Source organism: Arthrobacter tecti, from assembly GCF_054511355.1.
This window is the reverse complement of sequence record NZ_JBTNCT010000001.1, coordinates 23,847-43,193: the sequence shown is the minus strand read 5'-3', so window position 1 is coordinate 43,193 and position 19,347 is coordinate 23,847. Positions and strand designations below refer to the sequence as shown.

General features: G+C 63.3%; 18 protein-coding genes, 4 tRNA genes and 1 riboswitch. Of the genes, 15 read left to right on the top strand and 7 right to left on the bottom strand.

Annotated elements, in window-relative coordinates; genetic code table 11:
* Positions 1–7: 7 nt before the first annotated feature.
* The 4 genes from ACX80C_RS00220 to ACX80C_RS00205 form a co-directional block, all read right to left on the bottom strand.
* The gene (locus ACX80C_RS00220) at positions 8–1,504 is read right to left on the bottom strand and encodes an RsmB/NOP family class I SAM-dependent RNA methyltransferase (RefSeq protein WP_459324220.1); all 1,497 of its coding nucleotides are present in this window, start codon (positions 1,502–1,504) and stop codon (positions 8–10) included.
* A complete protein-coding gene (locus ACX80C_RS00215; protein WP_459324219.1) occupies positions 1,501–2,418 on the bottom strand; it encodes a methionyl-tRNA formyltransferase in 918 nt (305 codons plus the stop codon). The genes ACX80C_RS00220 and ACX80C_RS00215 overlap by 4 nt, the downstream gene beginning before the upstream one ends.
* Entirely contained in the window at positions 2,415–3,002 is a 588-nt protein-coding gene (gene def, locus ACX80C_RS00210; RefSeq protein WP_459324218.1) for a peptide deformylase, read from the bottom strand. The genes ACX80C_RS00215 and def overlap by 4 nt, the downstream gene beginning before the upstream one ends.
* 107 nt (positions 3,003–3,109) lie before the next feature.
* Complete coding sequence (locus ACX80C_RS00205) at positions 3,110–4,015, bottom strand: cytochrome (protein WP_459324217.1); 906 nt, start codon at positions 4,013–4,015, stop codon at positions 3,110–3,112.
* A gap of 239 nt (positions 4,016–4,254) precedes the next feature.
* Here ACX80C_RS00205 and ACX80C_RS00200 point away from each other — a divergent pair.
* From ACX80C_RS00200 to ACX80C_RS00185, 4 genes are all read left to right on the top strand, one after another.
* Positions 4,255–4,328, top strand: a tRNA-Gly gene (locus ACX80C_RS00200).
* A 54-nt stretch (positions 4,329–4,382) separates the two neighbouring features.
* Positions 4,383–4,456, top strand: a tRNA-Cys gene (locus ACX80C_RS00195).
* Positions 4,457–4,477: 21 nt separating this feature from the next.
* Positions 4,478–4,549, top strand: a tRNA-Val gene (locus ACX80C_RS00190).
* Between the two features lie 31 nt (positions 4,550–4,580).
* A tRNA-Gly gene (locus ACX80C_RS00185) sits at positions 4,581–4,654 on the top strand.
* 45 nt (positions 4,655–4,699) lie between these two features.
* On the opposite strand, the gene ACX80C_RS00180 is transcribed toward ACX80C_RS00185, so the two are convergent.
* Entirely contained in the window at positions 4,700–5,014 is a 315-nt protein-coding gene (locus tag ACX80C_RS00180; protein ID WP_459324216.1) for a DMT family transporter, read from the bottom strand.
* Positions 5,015–5,028: 14 nt separating this feature from the next.
* A riboswitch (guanidine-III (ykkC-III) riboswitch) is annotated at positions 5,029–5,089 on the bottom strand.
* 356 nt (positions 5,090–5,445) lie between these two features.
* Entirely contained in the window at positions 5,446–6,480 is a 1,035-nt protein-coding gene (gene zapE / locus ACX80C_RS00175; RefSeq protein WP_459324215.1) for a cell division protein ZapE, read from the bottom strand.
* A 214-nt stretch (positions 6,481–6,694) separates the two neighbouring features.
* Between zapE and ACX80C_RS00170 the strand changes: the two genes are divergently transcribed.
* Together ACX80C_RS00170 and ACX80C_RS00165 are read left to right on the top strand one after the other, a co-directional pair.
* The gene (locus tag ACX80C_RS00170; protein WP_459324214.1) at positions 6,695–7,597 is read left to right on the top strand and encodes a sulfurtransferase; all 903 of its coding nucleotides are present in this window, start codon (positions 6,695–6,697) and stop codon (positions 7,595–7,597) included.
* An 89-nt stretch (positions 7,598–7,686) separates the two neighbouring features.
* Positions 7,687–8,181 (top strand): SufE family protein, encoded by a 495-nt coding sequence (locus ACX80C_RS00165; RefSeq protein WP_459324213.1) that lies wholly within the window; start codon positions 7,687–7,689, stop codon positions 8,179–8,181.
* On the opposite strand, the gene ACX80C_RS00160 is transcribed toward ACX80C_RS00165, so the two are convergent.
* Positions 8,118–9,356: an alpha/beta hydrolase family protein gene (locus ACX80C_RS00160; protein ID WP_459324212.1), complete on the bottom strand. Its 1,239-nt coding sequence runs from the start codon at positions 9,354–9,356 to the stop codon at positions 8,118–8,120. The genes ACX80C_RS00165 and ACX80C_RS00160 overlap by 64 nt on opposite strands.
* A 104-nt stretch (positions 9,357–9,460) precedes the next feature.
* Between ACX80C_RS00160 and ACX80C_RS00155 the strand changes: the two genes are divergently transcribed.
* The 9 genes from ACX80C_RS00155 (at position 9,461) to ACX80C_RS00115 (ending at position 19,295) form a co-directional block, all read left to right on the top strand.
* On the top strand, positions 9,461–9,952 hold the full coding sequence (locus tag ACX80C_RS00155) for a hypothetical protein (RefSeq protein ID WP_459324211.1): 492 nt from the start codon (positions 9,461–9,463) through the stop codon (positions 9,950–9,952).
* A gap of 14 nt (positions 9,953–9,966) precedes the next feature.
* Positions 9,967–10,413, top strand: coding sequence for a peptide-methionine (R)-S-oxide reductase MsrB (msrB, locus tag ACX80C_RS00150; protein ID WP_459324210.1), 447 nt, complete (start codon positions 9,967–9,969; stop codon positions 10,411–10,413).
* Between the two features lie 160 nt (positions 10,414–10,573).
* Positions 10,574–11,950: a DUF6421 family protein gene (locus tag ACX80C_RS00145; RefSeq protein WP_459324209.1), complete on the top strand. Its 1,377-nt coding sequence runs from the start codon at positions 10,574–10,576 to the stop codon at positions 11,948–11,950.
* Positions 11,947–12,666 carry an SDR family NAD(P)-dependent oxidoreductase gene (locus tag ACX80C_RS00140; protein ID WP_459324208.1) on the top strand — a complete coding sequence of 240 codons (720 nt, stop codon included), beginning with the start codon at positions 11,947–11,949 and terminating at the stop codon, positions 12,664–12,666. Before ACX80C_RS00145 ends, ACX80C_RS00140 begins: the two co-directional genes overlap by 4 nt.
* 26 nt (positions 12,667–12,692) lie before the next feature.
* Positions 12,693–13,766 (top strand): threonine aldolase family protein, encoded by a 1,074-nt coding sequence (locus ACX80C_RS00135; protein ID WP_459324207.1) that lies wholly within the window; start codon positions 12,693–12,695, stop codon positions 13,764–13,766.
* Between the two features lie 81 nt (positions 13,767–13,847).
* Positions 13,848–14,486 carry a DUF3000 domain-containing protein gene (locus tag ACX80C_RS00130; protein WP_459324206.1) on the top strand — a complete coding sequence of 213 codons (639 nt, stop codon included), beginning with the start codon at positions 13,848–13,850 and terminating at the stop codon, positions 14,484–14,486.
* An 82-nt stretch (positions 14,487–14,568) separates the two neighbouring features.
* Positions 14,569–15,861 (top strand): HRDC domain-containing protein, encoded by a 1,293-nt coding sequence (locus ACX80C_RS00125; RefSeq protein ID WP_459324205.1) that lies wholly within the window; start codon positions 14,569–14,571, stop codon positions 15,859–15,861.
* A gap of 78 nt (positions 15,862–15,939) precedes the next feature.
* A complete protein-coding gene (locus ACX80C_RS00120) occupies positions 15,940–17,187 on the top strand; it encodes a thiolase family protein (protein WP_459324204.1) in 1,248 nt (415 codons plus the stop codon).
* Positions 17,184–19,295, top strand: coding sequence for a 3-hydroxyacyl-CoA dehydrogenase NAD-binding domain-containing protein (locus tag ACX80C_RS00115; protein ID WP_459324203.1), 2,112 nt, complete (start codon positions 17,184–17,186; stop codon positions 19,293–19,295). Before ACX80C_RS00120 ends, ACX80C_RS00115 begins: the two co-directional genes overlap by 4 nt.
* Positions 19,296–19,347 lie beyond the last annotated feature (52 nt).

Below are 19,347 nucleotides of genomic sequence, written 5' to 3'. Positions count from 1 at the left end.
GGCGCGCTCAGCCCCGTGTACGCCGAATCAGCGCCAGGAACATCGCATCGGTGCCGTGGACATGTGGCCAGAGCTGCGCGGTGGACTCGTGTCCAGCGTTCAGGGCACCCGTCCTGCTTACTGCATCCAGCGCGGCACCGGCGTCGAGGAGTGCGAAGTCCTTCCGGCCGCGCAGACAGTCCTGCACAACGGCGGTTGTCTCGGCCGGGTGTGGCGAGCAGGTGACGTATGCGACCACTCCACCGGGGCGTACTGTATCGAGCGCTTCGCTCAGCAGGCCGCGTTGAAGCGGCGCCAGGTCGACGAGATCTGCGGGCTTCCGGCGCCAACGCGACTCGGGACGGCGACGCAGCGCGCCCAGCCCGGTGCATGGCGCGTCAACCAGGATCCGGTCGAACCCATCCGGATATGCTGCGCCGACGGTCCTGCCGTCATCAACGCGCACGGTCCAGACATGCGAAGGGACGGCGTCCAACGCCTGGCGCACCAGCGCAGCGCGATGTTCCGCGGGCTCATTGGCAACCAGGACGTGGCCGCGCTCAGCCGCGACCGCCCCGAGCAGCGCCGCCTTGCCGCCCGGCCCTGCGCACAGATCGAGCCAGGTCTCGCCCTTCCCGCCCCCGGAATCCAGTTCCACCGCAGCCAGCGCCCGGGCAACGAGTTGCGAACCGGCGTCCTGCACGCGGACCTTTCCGGAGCGGACGCTCTCCAGCCGGCCCACATCGCCGGCGGCAAACACCGCGGAGTCTTCCACGAGGTCACCAGGGCGCCCGCCGGCTTGGAGCACCTCGTCCAAAGTACCGATGCCGGGGAGCGCGACCAGGTTGACTTCGGGCGCGGCGTTGTCAGCCTGCAGCAGGTTGTCGATTTCACTGACGTTTCTGCCGTGTGCCACGAGGCTCTGGCGTAACGCCCGGACGATCCATTCGGGGTGGCTGAACTTCAGTGAGCTGACCCGGACCGGCTCTTCCATCCCGCCAACAAGCTCGTCGAGCCACTTCGCGAGCGGTCGGCGTGAGACCTTCCGCAGCACGGCGTTGATCAGTGAGGAAGGTCCCGCGCCGATGACTGCGCGGGCGAGCCCGACGGTCTGGTCCAACGCGGCATGCGGCGGCACACGCATCGCCATGAGCTGGTGCACCCCGATCCGCAGTGCGTCAAGGACGGCCGGATCAAGCTGGTCCAGGGGACGGTCCACACACTGCCCAAGGATTGCGTCATATGTTCCTTGCCCACGCAGGGCGCCGTAAGCCAGTTCCGTGGCGAAGCCGGCGTCCTGGCGTCCCAGCCGGTGCTTACGGATACTGCCGGGAAGAACCAGATTGGCGTAGGCGTCGTCCGCCGAGACGGCCCGCAGCACCTCAAACGCAACAAGCCGCGCCGGGTCGGCACGACGCGTGCGCTCAGACGGTGCCGCCGTCGAGAATTTTCGGGATCCTGACCGGTTGCGTTCGCGTCCACGCTCATTGCGCCGACTGGGATCGTTGGGGCGTCTGTCGGTCATTCGAACCTCACATCTTTTCGTTGTGCGCCACGGAACCAGTCGGCGGCTGCGAGGACGGTGCGGCCCGATGGCTGTAGGACGCCCAGCTCGACCGCGTGGGAACCGGTGCCCACCAGAACAGCACCATTACGCTGCGAAGCCTCTCCGGGCGGCAGATCGGTCACTTCCGGACGCAGCAGCACCGGGCCAATCTTGCACCGTTGCCCACTCAGCGTGGTCCAGGCGCCCGGTTCCGGTGTCACGCCGCTGATACGCCGTTTCACGGCAAGGGCCGGATCACTCCAGCGGATCCGGCCGTCCTCGCCCGAGAGTTTCGGGGCGAGGGACACCTGGCCCTCCTGCGGAAAAGCCTTGGCGCGCCCCTGCTCAATCGCAGAAAGAGTCTGCGCAAGCAGCACCGCCCCGCTGGCGGAGAGTCGTTCCAGTAGAGCGCCGCTGGTGTCCCCTGGCAGAACCGATTCGGTCACAGTACCGAAAACAGGGCCGGTATCAAGGCCCTCTTCAAGCAGGAAAGTGGACGCTCCCGTCACATCGTCGCCGTTGATGAGCGCGTGCTGCACCGGCGCTGCGCCACGCCAGGCCGGCAGGAGCGAAAAGTGCAGATTGATCCAGCCGTGTCTGGGAATTGTCAGCGCAGGTGCCGGCACAATCCCGCCGTAAGCAACAATCGCCGCAGCGTCGAGGTCCAACCCGCCAAGACGTGCGACGACGGCGTCGTCGATACGGTTTGCTTTCACGGTTTCGAGCCCAAGCCTTGCCGCTGCCTGAGCCACGGGGCTCGGCGTCAGGACTTTCTTCCGACCCACCGGGGCATCCTGGCGCGTGAGAACCGCCGCAACATGGTGGCCTGCACGGATAAGCTCAGCCAGCGACGGCACTGCAACGTCGGGTGTGCCCGCGAACAACACCCTCACCGGCTGCCGCCTTTGCTCTGGCTGAGTGACGGACCGGTCCCGAAGGCCGAACCCACTGAAGCGGACCTCCTCTGGACTGTCTCCTGCGTAACCGATCGGTAGTGCGCATTCCTTAGTGCCTGCATCGCCCGGCGACGCTCCTCACCTTCCAACCGGTCAATATAGAGCCGGCCATCCAGATGGTCTGTTTCATGCTGGAAGCAACGGGCGAGCATGCCGGTGGCTTCCAGCTCAAGCGGAAATCCCGAGGCATCATATCCCCGCAACCGGACCTGCGCTGCCCTCGGCAACTCAGAGCCGATTCCGGGAACCGATAGGCATCCCTCCAGGTCACCCGACTGTATTGATTCCGCCAGCGTCAATTCAGGGTTGACCACGTGCCCTTCCGCGCCATCCACCGCATACGTGAATATCCGGAGCCCGACGCCCACCTGTGGGCCCGCCAAGCCCGCCCCGTTCACGCTGTGCATAGTCTCAGACATGTCCTGGACCAGCCGCGCGAGGTCAGGACCGAAGTCCACCACCTCAGACGCCCGTGTGCGCAGCACGGGGTCTCCGATCATTCTGATGCTCAGAACTGCCATTCGGTTGTGTGTCCTCACTTGTATGTGGTGATGCCGAGGCCGAACACGCTGCCGGGGCGCGGGTTCACCTGGGAAAACATGGTCAATTCTAGGGCCGGCGCTGAGGTTCAGTTGCCCTGCGCAGAAGCCGCGGAGGCCACCTGCCCAGCGCCGGGCTGCGCCGCCTGCGGACGCGGGGGCGGCGGGACGACGAGCAGCGGACGTCCTGCGCTTGCCACTTCTCCCCCCACCTCCCAGGTACGCCTCAAGGCGCAGAACTTGTACCAATGGTGCTTGAGGACCTCCGGATTGGCACGCAGTGCACGCACCTCAGTCTGCCCGACGGCCACTCCGAGCAGGATCGGATCCGCGCCGTGCTGCCACGGTTCCCAGGTGCCGGAGACAGGATCCACCAGGGACTCCTGCGCTTTCATTCCCGCGACGAGCTGCATGACTACTTTTTCATCCAGGGGCTTGACCATGCCGTCCCTGTCCGTAGCACGGGTCTTGAAATCCAGGATGCATAAGCGTCCGCCGATCGTTGCCACGAGGTCCAACGTTCCGGCATAGCCCAGCTCACTGTTCCACACAGTGATTTCAGGCTCGATGGGCTGCACCTGGTAGAGATCCCACCACTCATCGAACCGTGCCGCGAATCCCTCTTCCCCATGCTGCACAAGGTCGGTACGTGCTTGCTCAACCCGGTGTTCCCGGCCAAGGTCCCGAAGCGCGATCTGCTCGCAGTAGTAGTGCACCCTGGTACCGCGACGCGCGGCGTCGTCCCGGTAGCGCTCCGCAGCTTTCGAGGCGTCCTGTATGACCGCCCTCATCTCCGAAGCGTTGCCGAGAGAGGAGGGCAGGCGCGGATCCTGAGCCAGCGCACTGGCAGCCATATAGCCGAACCAGCCGTCAAGCGAGGACGACTGTGCCTGCGAGATGACCGTAGTGATGGATGGGACGAGGGGCGGCTCCGAGGTGGATCGGGAGTACATGCGCCCGCGTTCAGTGGCATGGGCGAGGAGCGGCTCGGTCATGATTCCAGTGTGTCACCCGCTACTGACAGACCGTGAACCGGCAGCAATGGCCACCGCATAGTCGAATGACTTCGGTGACGGCGGCGTGCTTATACCGTATTGCCTTCTCCAGGATGTGCAGGCTCTCCGGGGTGCGGTGAATTGGACGAACCCCCCTTCCTCGGATATTGTTTTTACTCGTTGGAAAGACGCCGTGAGCGGAGCTGAATGTTCCTGAAACTCCCGGCCACATTCCTTTCGCGGACGTAGCTCAGCTGGCTAGAGCACCACCTTGCCAAGGTGGATGTCGCGGGTTCGAATCCCGTCGTCCGCTCGCAAGTCACTGTATACGCTGGCCTAGGTCAGTAGTCCTGCTACGGCAGGTCACGGTGGGGTGGCCGAGAGGCGAGGCAGCGGCCTGCAAAGCCGTATACGCGGGTTCGAATCCCGTCCCCACCTCCATACGGTTATATTGCACAGCACGGGCGATTGGCGCAGCGGTAGCGCGCTTCCCTGACACGGAAGAGGTCACTGGTTCGATCCCAGTATCGCCCACGCAAGGCGCCTCCATGAGAGGCGCCTTTTCGCGGACGTAGCTCAGCTGGCTAGAGCACCACCTTGCCAAGGTGGATGTCGCGGGTTCGAATCCCGTCGTCCGCTCTCCTACCTGGCCAGCGCCACTCCAACGGATCAGCGCAGCTGACCTTAGTGGAGCACCTTCAGACCCACTACACAGCCCACGATCCCGAGTACGAAGAGCACTTTCAGCAAGGATGCGGCCTCGCCGTCGAAGACCATTGCGTACGTAACAGTGAGTGCAGCGCCGATTCCCACCCACACGGCATAGGACGTTCCGGTCGGAAGGGTGCGCATGGCCCAGGCCAAGCCAATCATGCTCAATATCAGCCCTACGGCAAAAATCACCGTGGGCCACAATTTGGTGAAACCCTCCGACTTTCCGAGCGCAGTCGCCCAGACAGCTTCCAGTACTCCGGATATAACGAGAATGACCCAAGCCATGATTGATCTACTCCTGAGCGCCGTCTTGTCGCTGGCCGGGTACGGCGCACTCGTCCGGGTGCCATCTGGCTGAAATAAGGCTGTCACACCGGGCCCTGGTGGGCAAGATTGCACTCGGCGGAAATCACGCTCAGGGCGAAAGCGGATACTCTTGGCGGCGCAACGAAGCCTCCTTATGATGGTGTCCGGAGGGAACAAAAGGTTCCCTCAAGGAGAAAGGAGGTGTCTGTGTCTGTAGTTGACGGGCTCAAAGGCAAGGCCGGAGAGTTGAAGGACAGGGCAACCGGACTGACGGGCAGGACTGTGGACAGCACAGGAAGCGATCGGTTCGCTTAGCTCACCGAAGCCTCCGGCCTTACGTATAAGCCTTTAGCACGACAAGGAAGCGCCGACCCTGCCGCGAGGCAGTGTCGGCGCTTTTGTCTTTCCGCTTAGGTGCTGGGTTCCTCTGCCTGACGGGCAAGCGCAGTGAGGCGGGACACCGCGCGGTAGTACTTCTTCATGTAGCCCCCGCCCATCATTTCCTGCGTGAAGAGGTCACTCAGGGGCGCTCCACTGGCGAGTATCGGTACGTCCTTGTCGTAGAGCCGGTCAGCCAGCACCACGAAGCGTAATGCGACAGCCTGCTCGGTGATGGTGTCGACGTTGTGCCAGGCCACCACATCGACGCCGTCGATGAGCTGCCGGTAACGGCTCGGGTGTACGCCGGAAAGGTGTTTGATGAGGTCGGCAAAGCTGTCCTCGGCAACTGTGGAGCCGTCGTCGTAGGAGCGGACTCGACTGCGCACCTGTTGCTCGGTGAGCGACGGAGGGGCCTCGGGAAGACCCCGGTGGCGATAATCCTCTCCGTCGATGCGGACGGTGTCGAACTGGTCGGCGAGCACCTGGATCTCACGTTGGAAATCAACGGCTGCGAATCGTCCCTCGCCCAGGGAGCCGGGGAGCGTGTTCGATGTTGCCGCGAGCTTTACCCCTGCGTCGGCCAGTTCCCGCATCAGCCGGGACATCAGCACTGTGTCCCCAGGGTCGTCCAGTTCAAACTCATCAATGCAGACGAGCTGGTATCCGCTGAGCGCGTCGACAGTCTTCCTGAAAGAAAGCGCACCCACCAGGTTTGTGTACTCGACAAAAGTGCCGAAAGCCTTCCTCCCACTGGTTGCATGCCAGAGGGAGGCGAGCAGGTGCGTCTTTCCGACGCCGAACCCGCCGTCGAGATAGATCCCGGCGCGGCTCTCCTGCCGCTTGGAACCGAAGAGCTTTCGCAGTCCGCTGGGCTTCGGGGCATTCACAGTGGCCGCGAAGTGGCGCAGGGCTTTCACGGCTGCTGCCTGGGACGGCTGCTGTGGGTCTGGCCGATAGGACTCGAAGGAGACAGATCCGAATCGTTGCGAGGGATAGAAGCCGTCCAGGAGTTCATCCACTGAAACCTGTGGAGTTCGCTGGGTCAGATGTTCAATGGTTGCCACAGATTGGTAAGTCTTTCGGCTTGGGAACTGCCGGCCGGAAAGCCGTGCTAGGCAAGAATACGTCAGGCTGGGAGAACGCCCTCCTACCACGGTTCCTGGAGTTCCCGCCGACGCTGGCAATATGGCGTTCCATGACCTGTCCGAAAGCAATAGCCTGCGTACGTGGTTAGGCTAGGTGGGAATCAACCGTCGATACAGGAAGGCCCTTTTACGGATGAGTGTCGCAACAGACCCCAACGAGAAGTTTGCCGATTATGCCCACCCGGAACGCCTCGTCTCCACAGACTGGCTGGCAGACAATCTGGGAGCGCCCGGGCTGGTGGTCGTGGAATCCGACGAGGATGTCCTGCTGTATGAGACCGGCCACATTGAAGGTGCGGTCAAGATCGACTGGCACACCGATCTCAATGATGAGGTATCGCGGGACTACGTCGACGGCGAGGGTTTCGCCCGCCTCATGTCCGCCAAGGGAATCGCGCGGGACACCACGGTTGTCATCTACGGCGACAAGTCCAATTGGTGGGCAGCCTACGCGCTGTGGGTTTTTACGCTCTTCGGTCACGAGGACGTCCGTCTGCTTGATGGAGGCCGCGACAAGTGGGTCGCCGAAGACCGGCCGCTTACAACCGACGTACCGCAGCCTACGGCCACCGACTACCCCGTCGTGGAGCGCAACGACGCTCCTATCCGTGCGTACATGAGCGACGTTCTGGAGCACTTCGGCAACCCGCTGATCGATGTCCGTTCCGCAGATGAATACACCGGTGCCCGCACCCATATGCCCGCTTATCCAGAGGAAGGCGCGCTCCGCGGCGGCCACATCCCATCCGCGGCATCGGTCCCGTGGGCACGCGCCGCAGCCGAAGACGGCACGTTCCGCGCCCGAACGGAGCTGGAGGCGATCTACCACGGCGAAGCCGGCTTGAAGGAGGGTGACGACGTCGTCGCGTACTGCCGTATCGGCGAGCGTTCCAGCCACACCTGGTTCGTGCTCCAGCACCTGCTCGGGTTCGAAAATGTGCGCAACTATGACGGCTCGTGGACCGAATGGGGCAACGCTGTACGGGTCCCGATCGTCAAGGGTACAGAACCCGGTGTTGCGCCCGCCCGCAATTAGCATTCATCTGCAGCTCTTTCGCGCGGCATTACGCGTAGCATTAATTGAAGTAGCCCCGGGCGCATGCCCGGGGCGTGGTGAGGATGGCAGTGGAAACAAGCGCATTACCCCGACAGCTCGCAGAAATTGTTGACGATTTTCAGGCACTTTCCGAGGCGGACCGGCTTCAGTTGCTGCTGGAGTTCTCACGTGGGCTGCCTGCGTTGCCCGAACGGCTGCAGGGTCATCCAGAACTCCTCGAGCAAGTGGTTGAGTGCCAGAGTCCCCTGTTCCTTACCGTTGAAATTTCCGACGACGAACAACGTTCCGTAGCGCTTTTTTTCTCGGCACCCCCTGAGGCCCCTACTACCCGTGGGTTCGCCGGTGTCCTTCAGGAGGGCCTGGACGGCTTACCGGCGGCTGACATCCTGGCAGTGCCGGATGATGTTCCCGAACGCCTCGGCCTGACCCGCGCTATCACTCCCCTGCGGATGCGCGGCATGGCGGCCATGCTCGGACGAATCAAACGCAAGATCAGGGATCAGCCGCCTGAAGCGCCGCGGGGAGCGGGACGGTCGAACACAACACGCCGTAGCCACTCCTGAGTGACTGTGTGCCATTGAACAGGATCCGCGTTCCATTCCTTGGTGTGCCGAGCCCTGTGAAAGCGTTCAAATGTGACAAATCGCGGGTTGCGTTCGGCCAGCTCGGCGGACGGCCCCACGGGGACGAACTCGTCATCCTCGCTGTGCAGGATCAGGGTCGAGACCGTAAGCTGCTCGGCCCTGGAAACCCAATCCATGCTCTTCAGGTCCACCGGAGTCGCTAGCCCGGTAACGGCCCGTCCAATGCTGTTCGAGATCAGCCACTGACCCAGTCTGCCCGCAGGAGCCGGGATGCGGTTGATTTCGGCGTGATGGGTAAGCACGTCCATCCAGTCGATGACCGGACCATCCAGGACAAGCGCCCTGATCCGGTTGCGATATCTCGACACGTCCGCAACCTGCAGGCAAATGGCACCACCCATCGACCAACCGAACAGCGCAATGTCCTCCGCGCCGTTGGCGAACGCGTACTCCATGGCGGACTCAACGTCCTGCCATTCGGTCATTCCAAGCCCGTAACGGCCGTCCGGCGCATATGGGGCTTCGCCGTCGTTCCGGTAGGAAACGAGCAGGCTGGTCATACCGAGCTCCCGTGCGGTGTGGACTGCCCTCAGGCCCTCCGAGCGCTGCACTCCCCTACCGTGAACCATGATTGCCCACGTTCTTGCCGGCGTCTCGGCCCGGATAAGCCACGCCGGCGCGTAACCCCCAGAGACCGGAACATCCACGTGTTCATCCGCATAGCCCAGGGCGGAGGGCGTTGGATAGACCGCGCCGCTCCACCATCCGCGTGTGGCTGAGCGGAGGTCGCCCGAGTAAACGGCCTCGACGTCGCGTTGCACCGTGCCTTCCCTCGGCACATACGAACGAATGGCTCCGATGCGGGCATGACCGCGGCCGCCATCGAAATAGAGACTGTAGGTTCCCTCTATGGTTGTGTCCTCATTCGCGGGCAGGATTACCTGCTGGCCGTCCGCTGTCTGTATCAGCGCAAGAATTTCAAGCTTCTCGTCGCGCTTGCGCGGCGTGACTACTTCCTTGGCGAAGTGGGCGGCCAGGGCGGAGGTGGCAGCGGCGACGATGGAGGTTGCCGCGGCGCCCGCGCCGAGGCCAACAAGGGTCCAACGTAGCCACGGCCGGCCAGTTGCGACGGCGGATGCGGTACTGGTTGGCATACCCCTATTGTGGCTGACTGTACTCTCGCGGGACGAACATACCGGGTGAGCGGAGTGTCGATGGACAGCTAGGTGCGTGAGCCGCGGCGCACTACTGTGGACTCATGGTTGAGACGATCGTGGTACTGGCGGAAGAGCCCATCGAAGCGGCTGATATCCGTAACCTTCAAACTCTGGCAGGCGAGGACGCTCCCAGCTACTTCGTGGTGATACCCGAAGACCGTCATAAGAACGTACTCGGGGAGTTCCTGCACCATCTCAGTCTTCTTGAGTTCGCGGAGGCGTTCCGTGATCTGTCGCAAGGACAGCCAAGCCCCGAAGAGACGCGGGTTTCGGCCGAAAGCTCCCTGCAACGCTCCCTCGCAGCACTGGCAGCCGCCGGATTGGACGCACAAGGGGCTGTAGCTCCGGGCAATGCCGTAGAAGCCGTGGTCAACGCGGCCAACGAACGCCAGGCAAGGCAGGCAGTTGTGATCACACGCCCACACGCTGTGGCGGACACGTTCCACACCGATTGGGCGAACCAGGCGCAGGACAAACTCGGCGTGCCGGTTTTGCATCTGTATTCGGGTTCGGGATTTATCGGCGACTCCTAGTCGTTAACGAGGACATGAGCACTCCAGAGCAACTTCCTGAAACCGGCCACGGCGCCGACACCGACCGTATCGAGAAGACCGACGAAGAGTGGCGTCAGGAGCTGACACCCGAGGAGTACCACGTCCTGCGCCAGGCAGGCACTGAACGGCCTTTCACCGGTGAGTACCATGACACGCACACCCGCGGAATGTACCAGTGCAGGGCATGCGGACATGAGCTGTTCACGAGCAACGAGAAGTTCGATTCCCACTGTGGTTGGCCATCGTTCTGGGCACCGCTCGCCGAGGATCGCGTCCGTTACATCCGGGACAAGACCCTGGGCATGGAGCGGGTCGAGGTCAGATGCGCGCGCTGCGACTCGCACCTCGGCCATGTTTTCGAGGGCGAAGGGTACGGCACGCCCACGGACCAGCGCTATTGCATCAACTCGGTCTCCATGCGTCTGGTGCCGCAGGGCTGACGAAGCCGAAGGGGCCGTAGAAGCCAAACCCTTGTTCTACGGGATACGGAATAAGAGTTCCTTACGCATGACGTTCTGATGGATTAGGTTACCTGTTCTATTGCTACCCTCGGAAGCAATCACCACGCTACTGATCCACGCAACCGAACCAGGAGGAATCGTGACCCAGACCCTCGACTCCAGCATCCGGACGAATCCCGAGAACCAGCCGCACACGCTTCCCGCATGGCACGATCTCAAGGGTGCCGCGGCAGCCCTCCAGCCTTTGCAGGCGAAGGACGGCTCCATTGCCGACCAGGCGGACATACCGGCAGCCTCGGCGAACGTGGATACCATCATCCGCTGCATCCAGGAACTCGCGCCGCTGTTCCCACACGACCATGCGTATCTGGATGCGCTGGTGACCGACTTCGGCCGTTGGAAGGACGCAGGTCTCGGCGTGCCGGACTTCCTGGATTCGCTGGTGCAGTTCCAGCCACAGCTGGAGCGCGCCAACGGACGCCGACATCTGGTGATCTTCCCCATGTATACCCAGAACGGAAGTACCAACCGTCTGGTCGAAGCCGTGCTCATCGAGGTTCTCTGGCCGGAGTTCATCGCTGAGCTCGAGGCCGGCGACTACTCCAACAAGCTCTTCGTTCCCATCAGGTTTCTTGACTTCACGCCTGGTTATGACACCAACTCCGCGGTGCTTTTCCCCGAGACCGTCGCCGTCCGCGAGACCCCACAGTTCACGTGGGGAGCTATCTTCGCGGACCGGGAGGCAGCCCGCTTCCGTCGTGTCGTGGCAGCGGCGGCCGACATCACGCGCCTGGAGCTGCCGGAAGAGGCCCGTCTTCTCCTCGAAGACCAGCACCTCGCCGAAGAGACTTTCGTCATGTGGGATCTCATTCATGACAGAACACACATGCGCGGTGATCTGCCATTCGACCCCTTCATGATCAAGCAGCGTATGCCGTACTTCCTCTACTCGCTTGAGGAGTTGCGGTGTGACCTCACCGCCTTCCGCGAATCCGTCCGGATAGCGGCCGACGACGATGCCTCCGATGAAGCGCGCCGCCACGCCCGCCTCGTGCAGTACGCGGTGATTTTCGACCGGATCTTCCGATTCGCCATCACGGGCAGCCGGGTGCGGAACTACGACGGCCTCGGAGGGCAGCTGCTCTTTGCCTGGCTGCACCAGAACCGCGTATTGCACTGGACCGACACCACCCTGACCGTCGACTGGGACGAAGTACCCGGCGTCGTCATTGCCCTGGGTGAGAAGATCCAGCAGCTGTACTGGCGCTCGATCGACCGCCCCAAGATTGCGCACTGGCTCGCTGCCTACGAACTCGTTTCTGCAACCGTCACGCCGCACCCTGCCTCGATCTGGGCCAAGGGACCCGATGCGCTGCCGCTGGACGGACCGCCGCGCGGTCTTACGGACGCCGTCCTGGACGATGAGTTCCCCCTCTCCATGTTCTTCGAGGCGCTGGACCGCAAGATGAAAGACGTCATCGAATCGACAGCCGGCATCACTGGGCGTAATTCGTGAGCGACCATTCAAATCTGCACGTCCTGATCGCAGGAGCAACGAGCCCGGCCGGAATAGCCACGGCTGAGGTGCTATCTGGTGTGGGTGCGAAAGTGATAGCCGTCGGGTCGGACTCCGGACGCCTGCAGAGCAGCGCGCTTGGTCACATGCCCACGGTCGACCTACGCACGTGCAACCTTGCGGACGCTGGCGAAGTCGGTTCACTCGCAGCTGGTCTGCGGGACGAGGGCATTGCGGTAGACGGACTGATTCACCTCGTAGGCGGGTGGCGGGGAGGAACGGGCATCGAAGGACAAGCCGAGGAGGACTACGAGTTCCTGCACACGTCCGTGCTGACAACGCTGCGAAACACCACCCGTTCGTTCGCTGCGGATCTTGCGAGGTCCCCTCGGGGAAGGCTCGCCATCGTCTCAGCCACCGCCGTCGATCAACCCACCGCAAGCAACGCCTCGTACGCGGCTGTGAAAGCAGCCGCCGAAACCTGGGTTCGCGCGGTGGCACACGAATTCGCCGGTCAGTCCGGGAGCGATGCGAAGGGACCGGCCGCCGCGATCGTCGTCGTCAAGGCACTGCTCGACGACGACATGCAGGCCGCGAGACCGGACCGACGCTTTCCCGGATACACGCACGTTCGGGACCTTGCCGCCACGCTGGCCGGTCTCTTCGACCAGGAGCCGGCCTCGATCAACGGCCTGCGTCTGGTACTCGCGGACTGAACCTACCGATACGGAATACTGGAATAGTGACTGAAACCATCTCTGTCCCTGCCCGCCTGCACGACCCCAGCGTGCGGGGCTTCGCCTCCGACAACTACTCCGGTGTACACGCCGAGGTACTCACAGCTCTTGCTGCCGCCAACCATGGCCATCAGGTCGCCTACGGCGAGGACGTGTACACCTCACGCCTGGGCGAACTGATGGTGGAGCATTTCGGCGACGGAACTTTGGCCTACCCGGTATTCAACGGCACGGGCGCCAACGTTCTGGGCCTGCAGTCGCTGCTGCCGCGCTGGGGTGCGGTGATCTGCGCGAAGACCGCCCACATCAATGTGGACGAGAACGGTGCTCCGGAGCGGGTCGGCGGAATGAAACTGCTCGCTGTCGCCACGCCGGACGGCAAGCTCACGCCCGAACTGATAGACCTCGAAGCCTGGGGCTGGGGGGATGAACATCGGGCGCAGCCGCTGGCAGTCTCGATCACCCAGACCACCGAACTCGGCACGCTCTATACCCCTGAAGAGATCCGTGTTATCGCTGACCATGTGCACGCCCGCGGCATGCATCTGCACCTGGACGGAGCACGGATCGCCAATGCGGCTGCCGCCCTCGGACTACCGCTCCGTGCCTTCACCCGGGATGCCGGCGTCGATGTCCTGTCTTTCGGTGGGACAAAAAATGGCCTGATGTTCGGCGAATGCGTGGTGGTGCTGAATCCAGCTGCGGCCACTGGGCTGGAGTATCTCCGCAAAATGAACATGCAGCTTGCCTCCAAGATGCGATTTGTTTCCGCCCAGCTCCTCGCGCTCCTCGAAAATGGACTTTGGCTTCGCTCCGCGAGCCACGCCAACGCCATGGCGGCGCGGCTCACGGCGGCCGTCTCCGGGATCGAGGGCGTCACGTTGACGCAGCCGACGACGGCGAACGCGGTTTTCGCGATCCTTCCGCCCGGTACGGCGGACCGCATCCGCGAGCAGTTCCGTTTTTACGACTGGGATCAGTCCACAGGTGAGGTGCGGTGGATGTGCTCGTTCGACACTACGCCTGAGGACGTGGATGCCTTCGCCGCGGCAATCCGGAGCGAAGTGGCGGCCGGTTAGCTGCGTTTTCAGCCGGGTGTTTGCAGCATCGTCCGGCGTGGCACTCCGAGTGGACACCGGGTTGGGGCATAACCTTCGAAGGTGAGTGCTATTGGTGACCTTTCGAAGGTCCCCCCAGAATTCCTGAATGCCCTTGCCGGCCTGAGGCACGCGAAGTGCCGCAGTGAACTCCGCCTCGATGAGATTCCGGCGCCCTCCCGGCTCGCGCCATACGCGGTGGCCTTGGGCGCCGAGGTCCTGCAGGACGCTCGTCCGGGTCCCGTTCCCGTGCATGGTCCGGCACGGGCCGCCCTACAGCCTGCAGATCCCGAGGAGCTGGCCACAGGCCGCTTTATCCTCCTCTATGACCCAGACGGGTCCGAAGTCTGGGATGGAACGTTCCGGATCGTCACCTACATCCGCGCCCAGTTGGAGCCGGACATGGGCAATGACGCCCTACTGGGCTCCGTTGCATGGACCTGGCTGGTTGAAGCGCTGCAGACGCACGAGGCCGGCCACCGGTCAGCAGGAGGAACCGCCACGCGCATCCTCTCTGAAAGTTTCGGATCGCTTGCCGATCGTGTTGACACCATTGACATCGAGCTGCGGGCTTCCTGGACCCCCGATTCGGGAAGTGTACAGAACCATCTCGAAGCCTGGGCCGACATGGTGTGCACGTTTGCCGGTCTTCCGCCGTTGCCCGACGGCGTTGCCGCACTGACCAACCGACGCCGAAACTAGGGCTGCGCTGCGGATCAACAGCGAACCAGGGGCGTTGCAATGCCCCGGTTCCGCGCAGTAGCACGGTTAGACTGGCATCACCATGATCCAGCAGCAATCCGAGCCTGACAGCAGCGCCGCAGGTGTCAGCGCATCCGCTGCCGGCCCCGCCACTGAACTTCCGTTGCTCGAATCGCCCCGCGAAGGCGTCCCGTTTGTCATCGACACACCCGCCGGTCTGGAACGCGCGGCAAAAACGCTGGCCTCCGGGACCGGGCCCGCAGCAGTTGATGCTGAACGAGCGTCCGGCTTCCGTTACGGTCAGCGGGCCTTCCTGGTCCAGATCCGTCGGGAGGAAGCAGGCACCTGGCTGATTGATCCGGAGCCTTTTCCCGACTTGTCGATCATCAACGACGCGCTCTCTGGGGTTGAGTGGATTCTCCACGCTTCCACCCAGGACCTTCCGTGCCTGTCCGCGCTCGGTATGTGGCCGGATAAGCTTTTCGACACCGAGCTGGCTGCCCGACTGGCCGGCTTGCCGCGGGTAGGGCTTGCCGCGGTCATCGAGAGCCTGCTGGGGTTCACGCTGGCGAAGGAACACTCGGCAGCGGACTGGTCCCAGCGTCCCCTGCCGGAACCATGGCTGCGCTATGCGGCCCTGGATGTTGAAGTGCTCGTGGAACTGCGCGCGCACCTCATCGAGATCCTCGATGGGAACAGGAAACTGGCAATCGCGCAGGAGGAATTCGAGTTCATCCGGACCAGTCCGCCGGCGCCCCCGAAGGTGGATCCCTGGCGTCGCACATCCGGCGTCCACCAGGTGCGTGACCGGAGGCAGTTAGCGGCCGTGCGCGAGTTATGGACGGAGCGGGAGCTCCTGGCGGAAAAGCGCGACGTCGCACCCGGCAGGCTGATCCCGGACGCCGCGATAGTGGCAGCGGCACGGGCCATGCCGCAGACCGTACCCCAGCTGCTCAGCGTGAACGGATTCCATGGCAGGGCGGCCCAGCGTGAAGCTCCGCGATGGCTTCGGTGTATCACCGCGGCTCGTATGTCACGGGACCTCCCAGAGCTGCAGCTACCCACCAACGCCCCTCCTCCCCCGCGCGTCTGGCCGGAGAAGGATCCGGCGGCGGCCGCACGGCTGCAAACCGCCAAGCCGCGGGTAGCCGCCGTGGCGGGAAAGCTAAATATGCCCGTCGAAAACCTTCTCACTCCCGACTACCTTCGCAGGCTTGCCTGGCGCCCTCCCTCACCAGCAGACCTCGACACGGTGTCGGCCGCTCTGGCCGAGCTCGGCGCCCGCCGCTGGCAGATCGAGCAGGTAGCCGCGGTGATCACCGTTGCCTTCCTTGACCCCGATCCGCTTCAGCCCAAACAACCCAAAGGCCAGTGAGCGCGTCGGACGTATTGCGGCGTGATGTTACCCACGAGTAACATAAGGGCTGATCCAGTTACTCGATGAGGAGCAATCATGCCCACAGAGTCCACAGCAACAGGGCGGCAAGTTCGGGAGGTCGTCTTTGTTGACGGCGTAAGGACGCCTTTCGGCAAGGCCGGCGAGAAGGGGATCCACGCGGGAACCAGGGCAGATGACCTTATCGTCAAATGCATTCGCGAACTTCTGCGCCGCAATCCGTCGCTCCCCCCGGGACGCATCGACGACGTCGCAATTGCCGCAACAACCCAGACCGGCGATCAGGGGCTCACACTCGGACGAACGGCCGCCCTGCTCGCCGGGCTTCCGCGAACGGTCCCTGGATTTGCCATCGACCGAATGTGTGCGGGCGCCATGACCGCTGTGACCACCACAGCTTCGGGCATCGCCTTCGGGGCCTATGATGTCGTCGTCGCCGGCGGTGTTGAGCACATGGGCCACCACCCGATGGGCGCCGGGTCCGATCCCAACCCCCGGTTCCTCACGGAAAAGCTCGTCGACCCGGCGGCGCTCAATATGGGCAACACTGCGGAGAACCTGCACGATCGCTTCCCTGCGGTCACCAAGGAACGTGCTGATTCCTATGCCGTCGCGAGTCAGGCGAAACTCGCCGAAGCCTACGGAAGCAACCGGATCCAGCCCGACCTCGTGCCCGTTGCCGGGAGGAAATCCGGTTCGGGCTGGACTCTGCACCACGAAGACGAGCCCCCTCGCCCCGGCACATCTCTGGAGGATCTGGCTTCGCTTCGCACACCGTTCCGCCCGCACGGGCGGGTCACCGCCGGCAACGCAGCAGGGCTGAACGACGGCGCGACCGCGGCCCTGCTCGCTTCCTCCGATGCTGCGGCCGAGCTGGGATTGCCGGTGAAGATGCGCCTGGTCTCCTATGCCTTCGCCGGTGTTGAACCCGAAGTGATGGGAATCGGACCAGTCCCTGCCACAGAGAAGGCACTGCGCCAGGCGGGGTTGCGCATTGAGGATATCGGCCTGTTCGAGATCAATGAGGCGTTCGCCGTTCAAGTGCTTTCGTTCCTGGATCATTTCGGGATCGCGGACGATGATCCGAGGGTCAACCGCTATGGAGGCGCGATTGCCGTCGGGCATCCACTAGCCTCCTCGGGGGTGCGTCTGATGACCCAGCTGGCTCGCCAGTTCGAGGAGGACCCCAGCGCGCGTTATGGGATGACCACCATGTGCGTGGGATTGGGAATGGGCGGAACCGTCGTCTGGGAGAACCCGCACCACGCAGATTACTCGCTGAAGATCTCGGAGGACGCAGCATGAGTTTTTATCGCTTCGAAGAACTGGCCGCACTGGTGCCCGATGAGGTGGTAACGCACTCGCTCGTGCAGGATGTTGAACTCCCTGGCGGTGCCGGGACCATGGCGCTGATCACGCTGGACAACGGACTGGATGACAACAAACCAACCACGCTCGGGCCCAACACGCTCATCGAGTTCGGTCGCACCCTGGAATCGCTGCAGAAACGCGCAGGTGCGGGTGAGCTGGTCGCCGTCGGGCTGACGGGCAAACCCTATTTCCTCGCTGCAGGCGCCGATCTGTCAACGGTGAAATCGTTGAAGGCGGCCGAGCATGGCCGCCTCATGGCCGAGCTTGGCCACTCCGCGTACAACCTGCTCGGCGGTCTGGGTGTGCCGAGCTTCGCCTTCATCAACGGTGTTGCGTTGGGCGGCGGGTTGGAAATTGCACTCGCGGCCACCTATCGCACAGTCTCGACCGGAGCTTCCGGTATCGGACTACCTGAGGCTTTCATCGGGTTGGTCCCGGGCTGGGGCGGCGTGTATCGGCTGCCCCGTCTCACCGGCCCGGCTGCGGCGTTGAAGGTGATGATTGAAAACCCGCTCAGCAACAACCGCATGCTGGACGGCCGCGCGGCATATGACATCGGCATCGCTGATGCGCTCTTTGAGCCGGCGGATTTCCTGGAGCAGTCGCTTCAGTGGGCCCCGGGCGTGCTCTCGGATGCTTCTTCCGTGGAGGCGCGTCGCGCCGACCTGTCCCGGTATGACGACGGCGAATGGAAGGCTGCTGTGGTGGCCGGACGTGCCTTCGTCGAGTCGAAGACGGGAAATGCTGCCCCGGCGCCCGGAAAGGTGCTGGACCTGTTTGAGGCGGCCCAGCACCGAACGCGCGAAGAATCGGCAGCCGCGGAATGCGAGGCACTTACGGAACTGATGCAGTCGCCCCAGTTCCACGCAACGGTGTATGCGTTTCTGGACCTGGTCCAGAAGCGGGCCAAGCGTCCCGCCGGCGCACCCGATGCAGCCCTGGCGCGGCCTGTTACCAAGGTGGGCGTGGTTGGTGCCGGATTGATGGCGAGCCAGCTAGCACTGCTTTTCGCACGGCAGCTTCGCGTTCCGGTTGTACTCACCGATATAGACCAGTCACGGGTGGACAAGGGCGTGGGCTGGGTGCACGGCGAAGTGGAAAAACTGCTCGGGAAGAAGCGCCTGTCCGCTGACGCCGCCAACCGGATCAAGGGGCTGGTATCCGGCTCCATATCGAAAGCAGCCTTCGCCGACGCTGACTTCGTCATCGAAGCGGTGTTCGAAGAACAACAGGTGAAGAAGGGCGTGTTTGCAGAGGTGGAGGAGGTCGTTTCCCCGGACTGCATTCTTGCCACCAACACGTCCTCGCTTTCCGTTGCAGCGATGGCTGAGGACCTCAAACACCCCGAGCGAGTGGTGGGTTTCCACTTCTTCAACCCTGTGGCCGCAATGCCGCTGCTGGAGATCGTCAACGCTCCGCACACCAGCCAGGAAGTCCTCGCCACCGCGTTCGCGGCAGCCAAGGAACTCAAGAAGTCCGCGGTCCTCGTGAAGGATGCGCCGGCGTTTGTGGTCAATCGAATTCTCGGCCGCATGTTCGGCGAAATCACGGCGGTCTTCGATGAAGGAACAGCTGCCGCCACGGCGGATAATGCGCTGCGCCCGATGGGCCTTCCCATGACACCGTTCAAGCTCCTGGCCCTCGTAGGGCTACCTGTCGGACAGCATGTACAGGAATCACTGAACCACGCTTTCGGCGACCGTTTCCATCTGTCGAAGAACCAGCAGCGGCTTATTGACGCCGGGAAGCAGGGACTGTGGCAAAAGGATGACGCCGGAAACGACGTCGTGCCGGAAGAAACCCTTGGGCTGCTTGAGTTTGGTTCATCGTCCTCGACCAGCGAGGAAGTGCTGCGGCGCACCCAGGACGCGCTCGCGGATGAGATTGGCCGGATGCTGAGTGTTGGCGTGGTTGCCGCTCCCCAGGATATTGACCTCTGCATGATCCTCGGCGCCGGCTGGCCCATGCATCTCGGCGGTATCACTCCCTACCTCGACCGGGTGGGTGCCTCCGAGCGCGTGAACGGCCGAACGTTCCACTGATTGCTCATCGAGCGGGCGGCAGTAACGGATTCCATTTCTGTAGAAGCGTTAT

Bases quoted from the DNA above. Each gene is read 5' to 3' on its own strand.
- ACX80C_RS00120 (WP_459324204.1), top strand. From the start codon at position 15,940: ATGCCCACAGAGTCCACAGCAACAGGGCGGCAAGTTCGGGAGGTCGTC.
- ACX80C_RS00220 (WP_459324220.1), bottom strand. From the start codon at position 1,504: ATGACCGACAGACGCCCCAACGATCCCAGTCGGCGCAATGAGCGTGGA.
- ACX80C_RS00180 (WP_459324216.1), bottom strand. From the start codon at position 5,014: ATGGCTTGGGTCATTCTCGTTATATCCGGAGTACTGGAAGCTGTCTGG.
- def (WP_459324218.1), bottom strand. From the start codon at position 3,002: ATGGCAGTTCTGAGCATCAGAATGATCGGAGACCCCGTGCTGCGCACA.
- ACX80C_RS00115 (WP_459324203.1), top strand. From the start codon at position 17,184: ATGAGTTTTTATCGCTTCGAAGAACTGGCCGCACTGGTGCCCGATGAG.
- msrB (WP_459324210.1), top strand. From the start codon at position 9,967: ATGAGCACTCCAGAGCAACTTCCTGAAACCGGCCACGGCGCCGACACC.
- ACX80C_RS00170 (WP_459324214.1), top strand. From the start codon at position 6,695: ATGAGTGTCGCAACAGACCCCAACGAGAAGTTTGCCGATTATGCCCAC.
- ACX80C_RS00160 (WP_459324212.1), bottom strand. From the start codon at position 9,356: ATGCCAACCAGTACCGCATCCGCCGTCGCAACTGGCCGGCCGTGGCTA.
- ACX80C_RS00155 (WP_459324211.1), top strand. From the start codon at position 9,461: ATGGTTGAGACGATCGTGGTACTGGCGGAAGAGCCCATCGAAGCGGCT.
- ACX80C_RS00125 (WP_459324205.1), top strand. From the start codon at position 14,569: ATGATCCAGCAGCAATCCGAGCCTGACAGCAGCGCCGCAGGTGTCAGC.
- ACX80C_RS00205 (WP_459324217.1), bottom strand. From the start codon at position 4,015: ATGACCGAGCCGCTCCTCGCCCATGCCACTGAACGCGGGCGCATGTAC.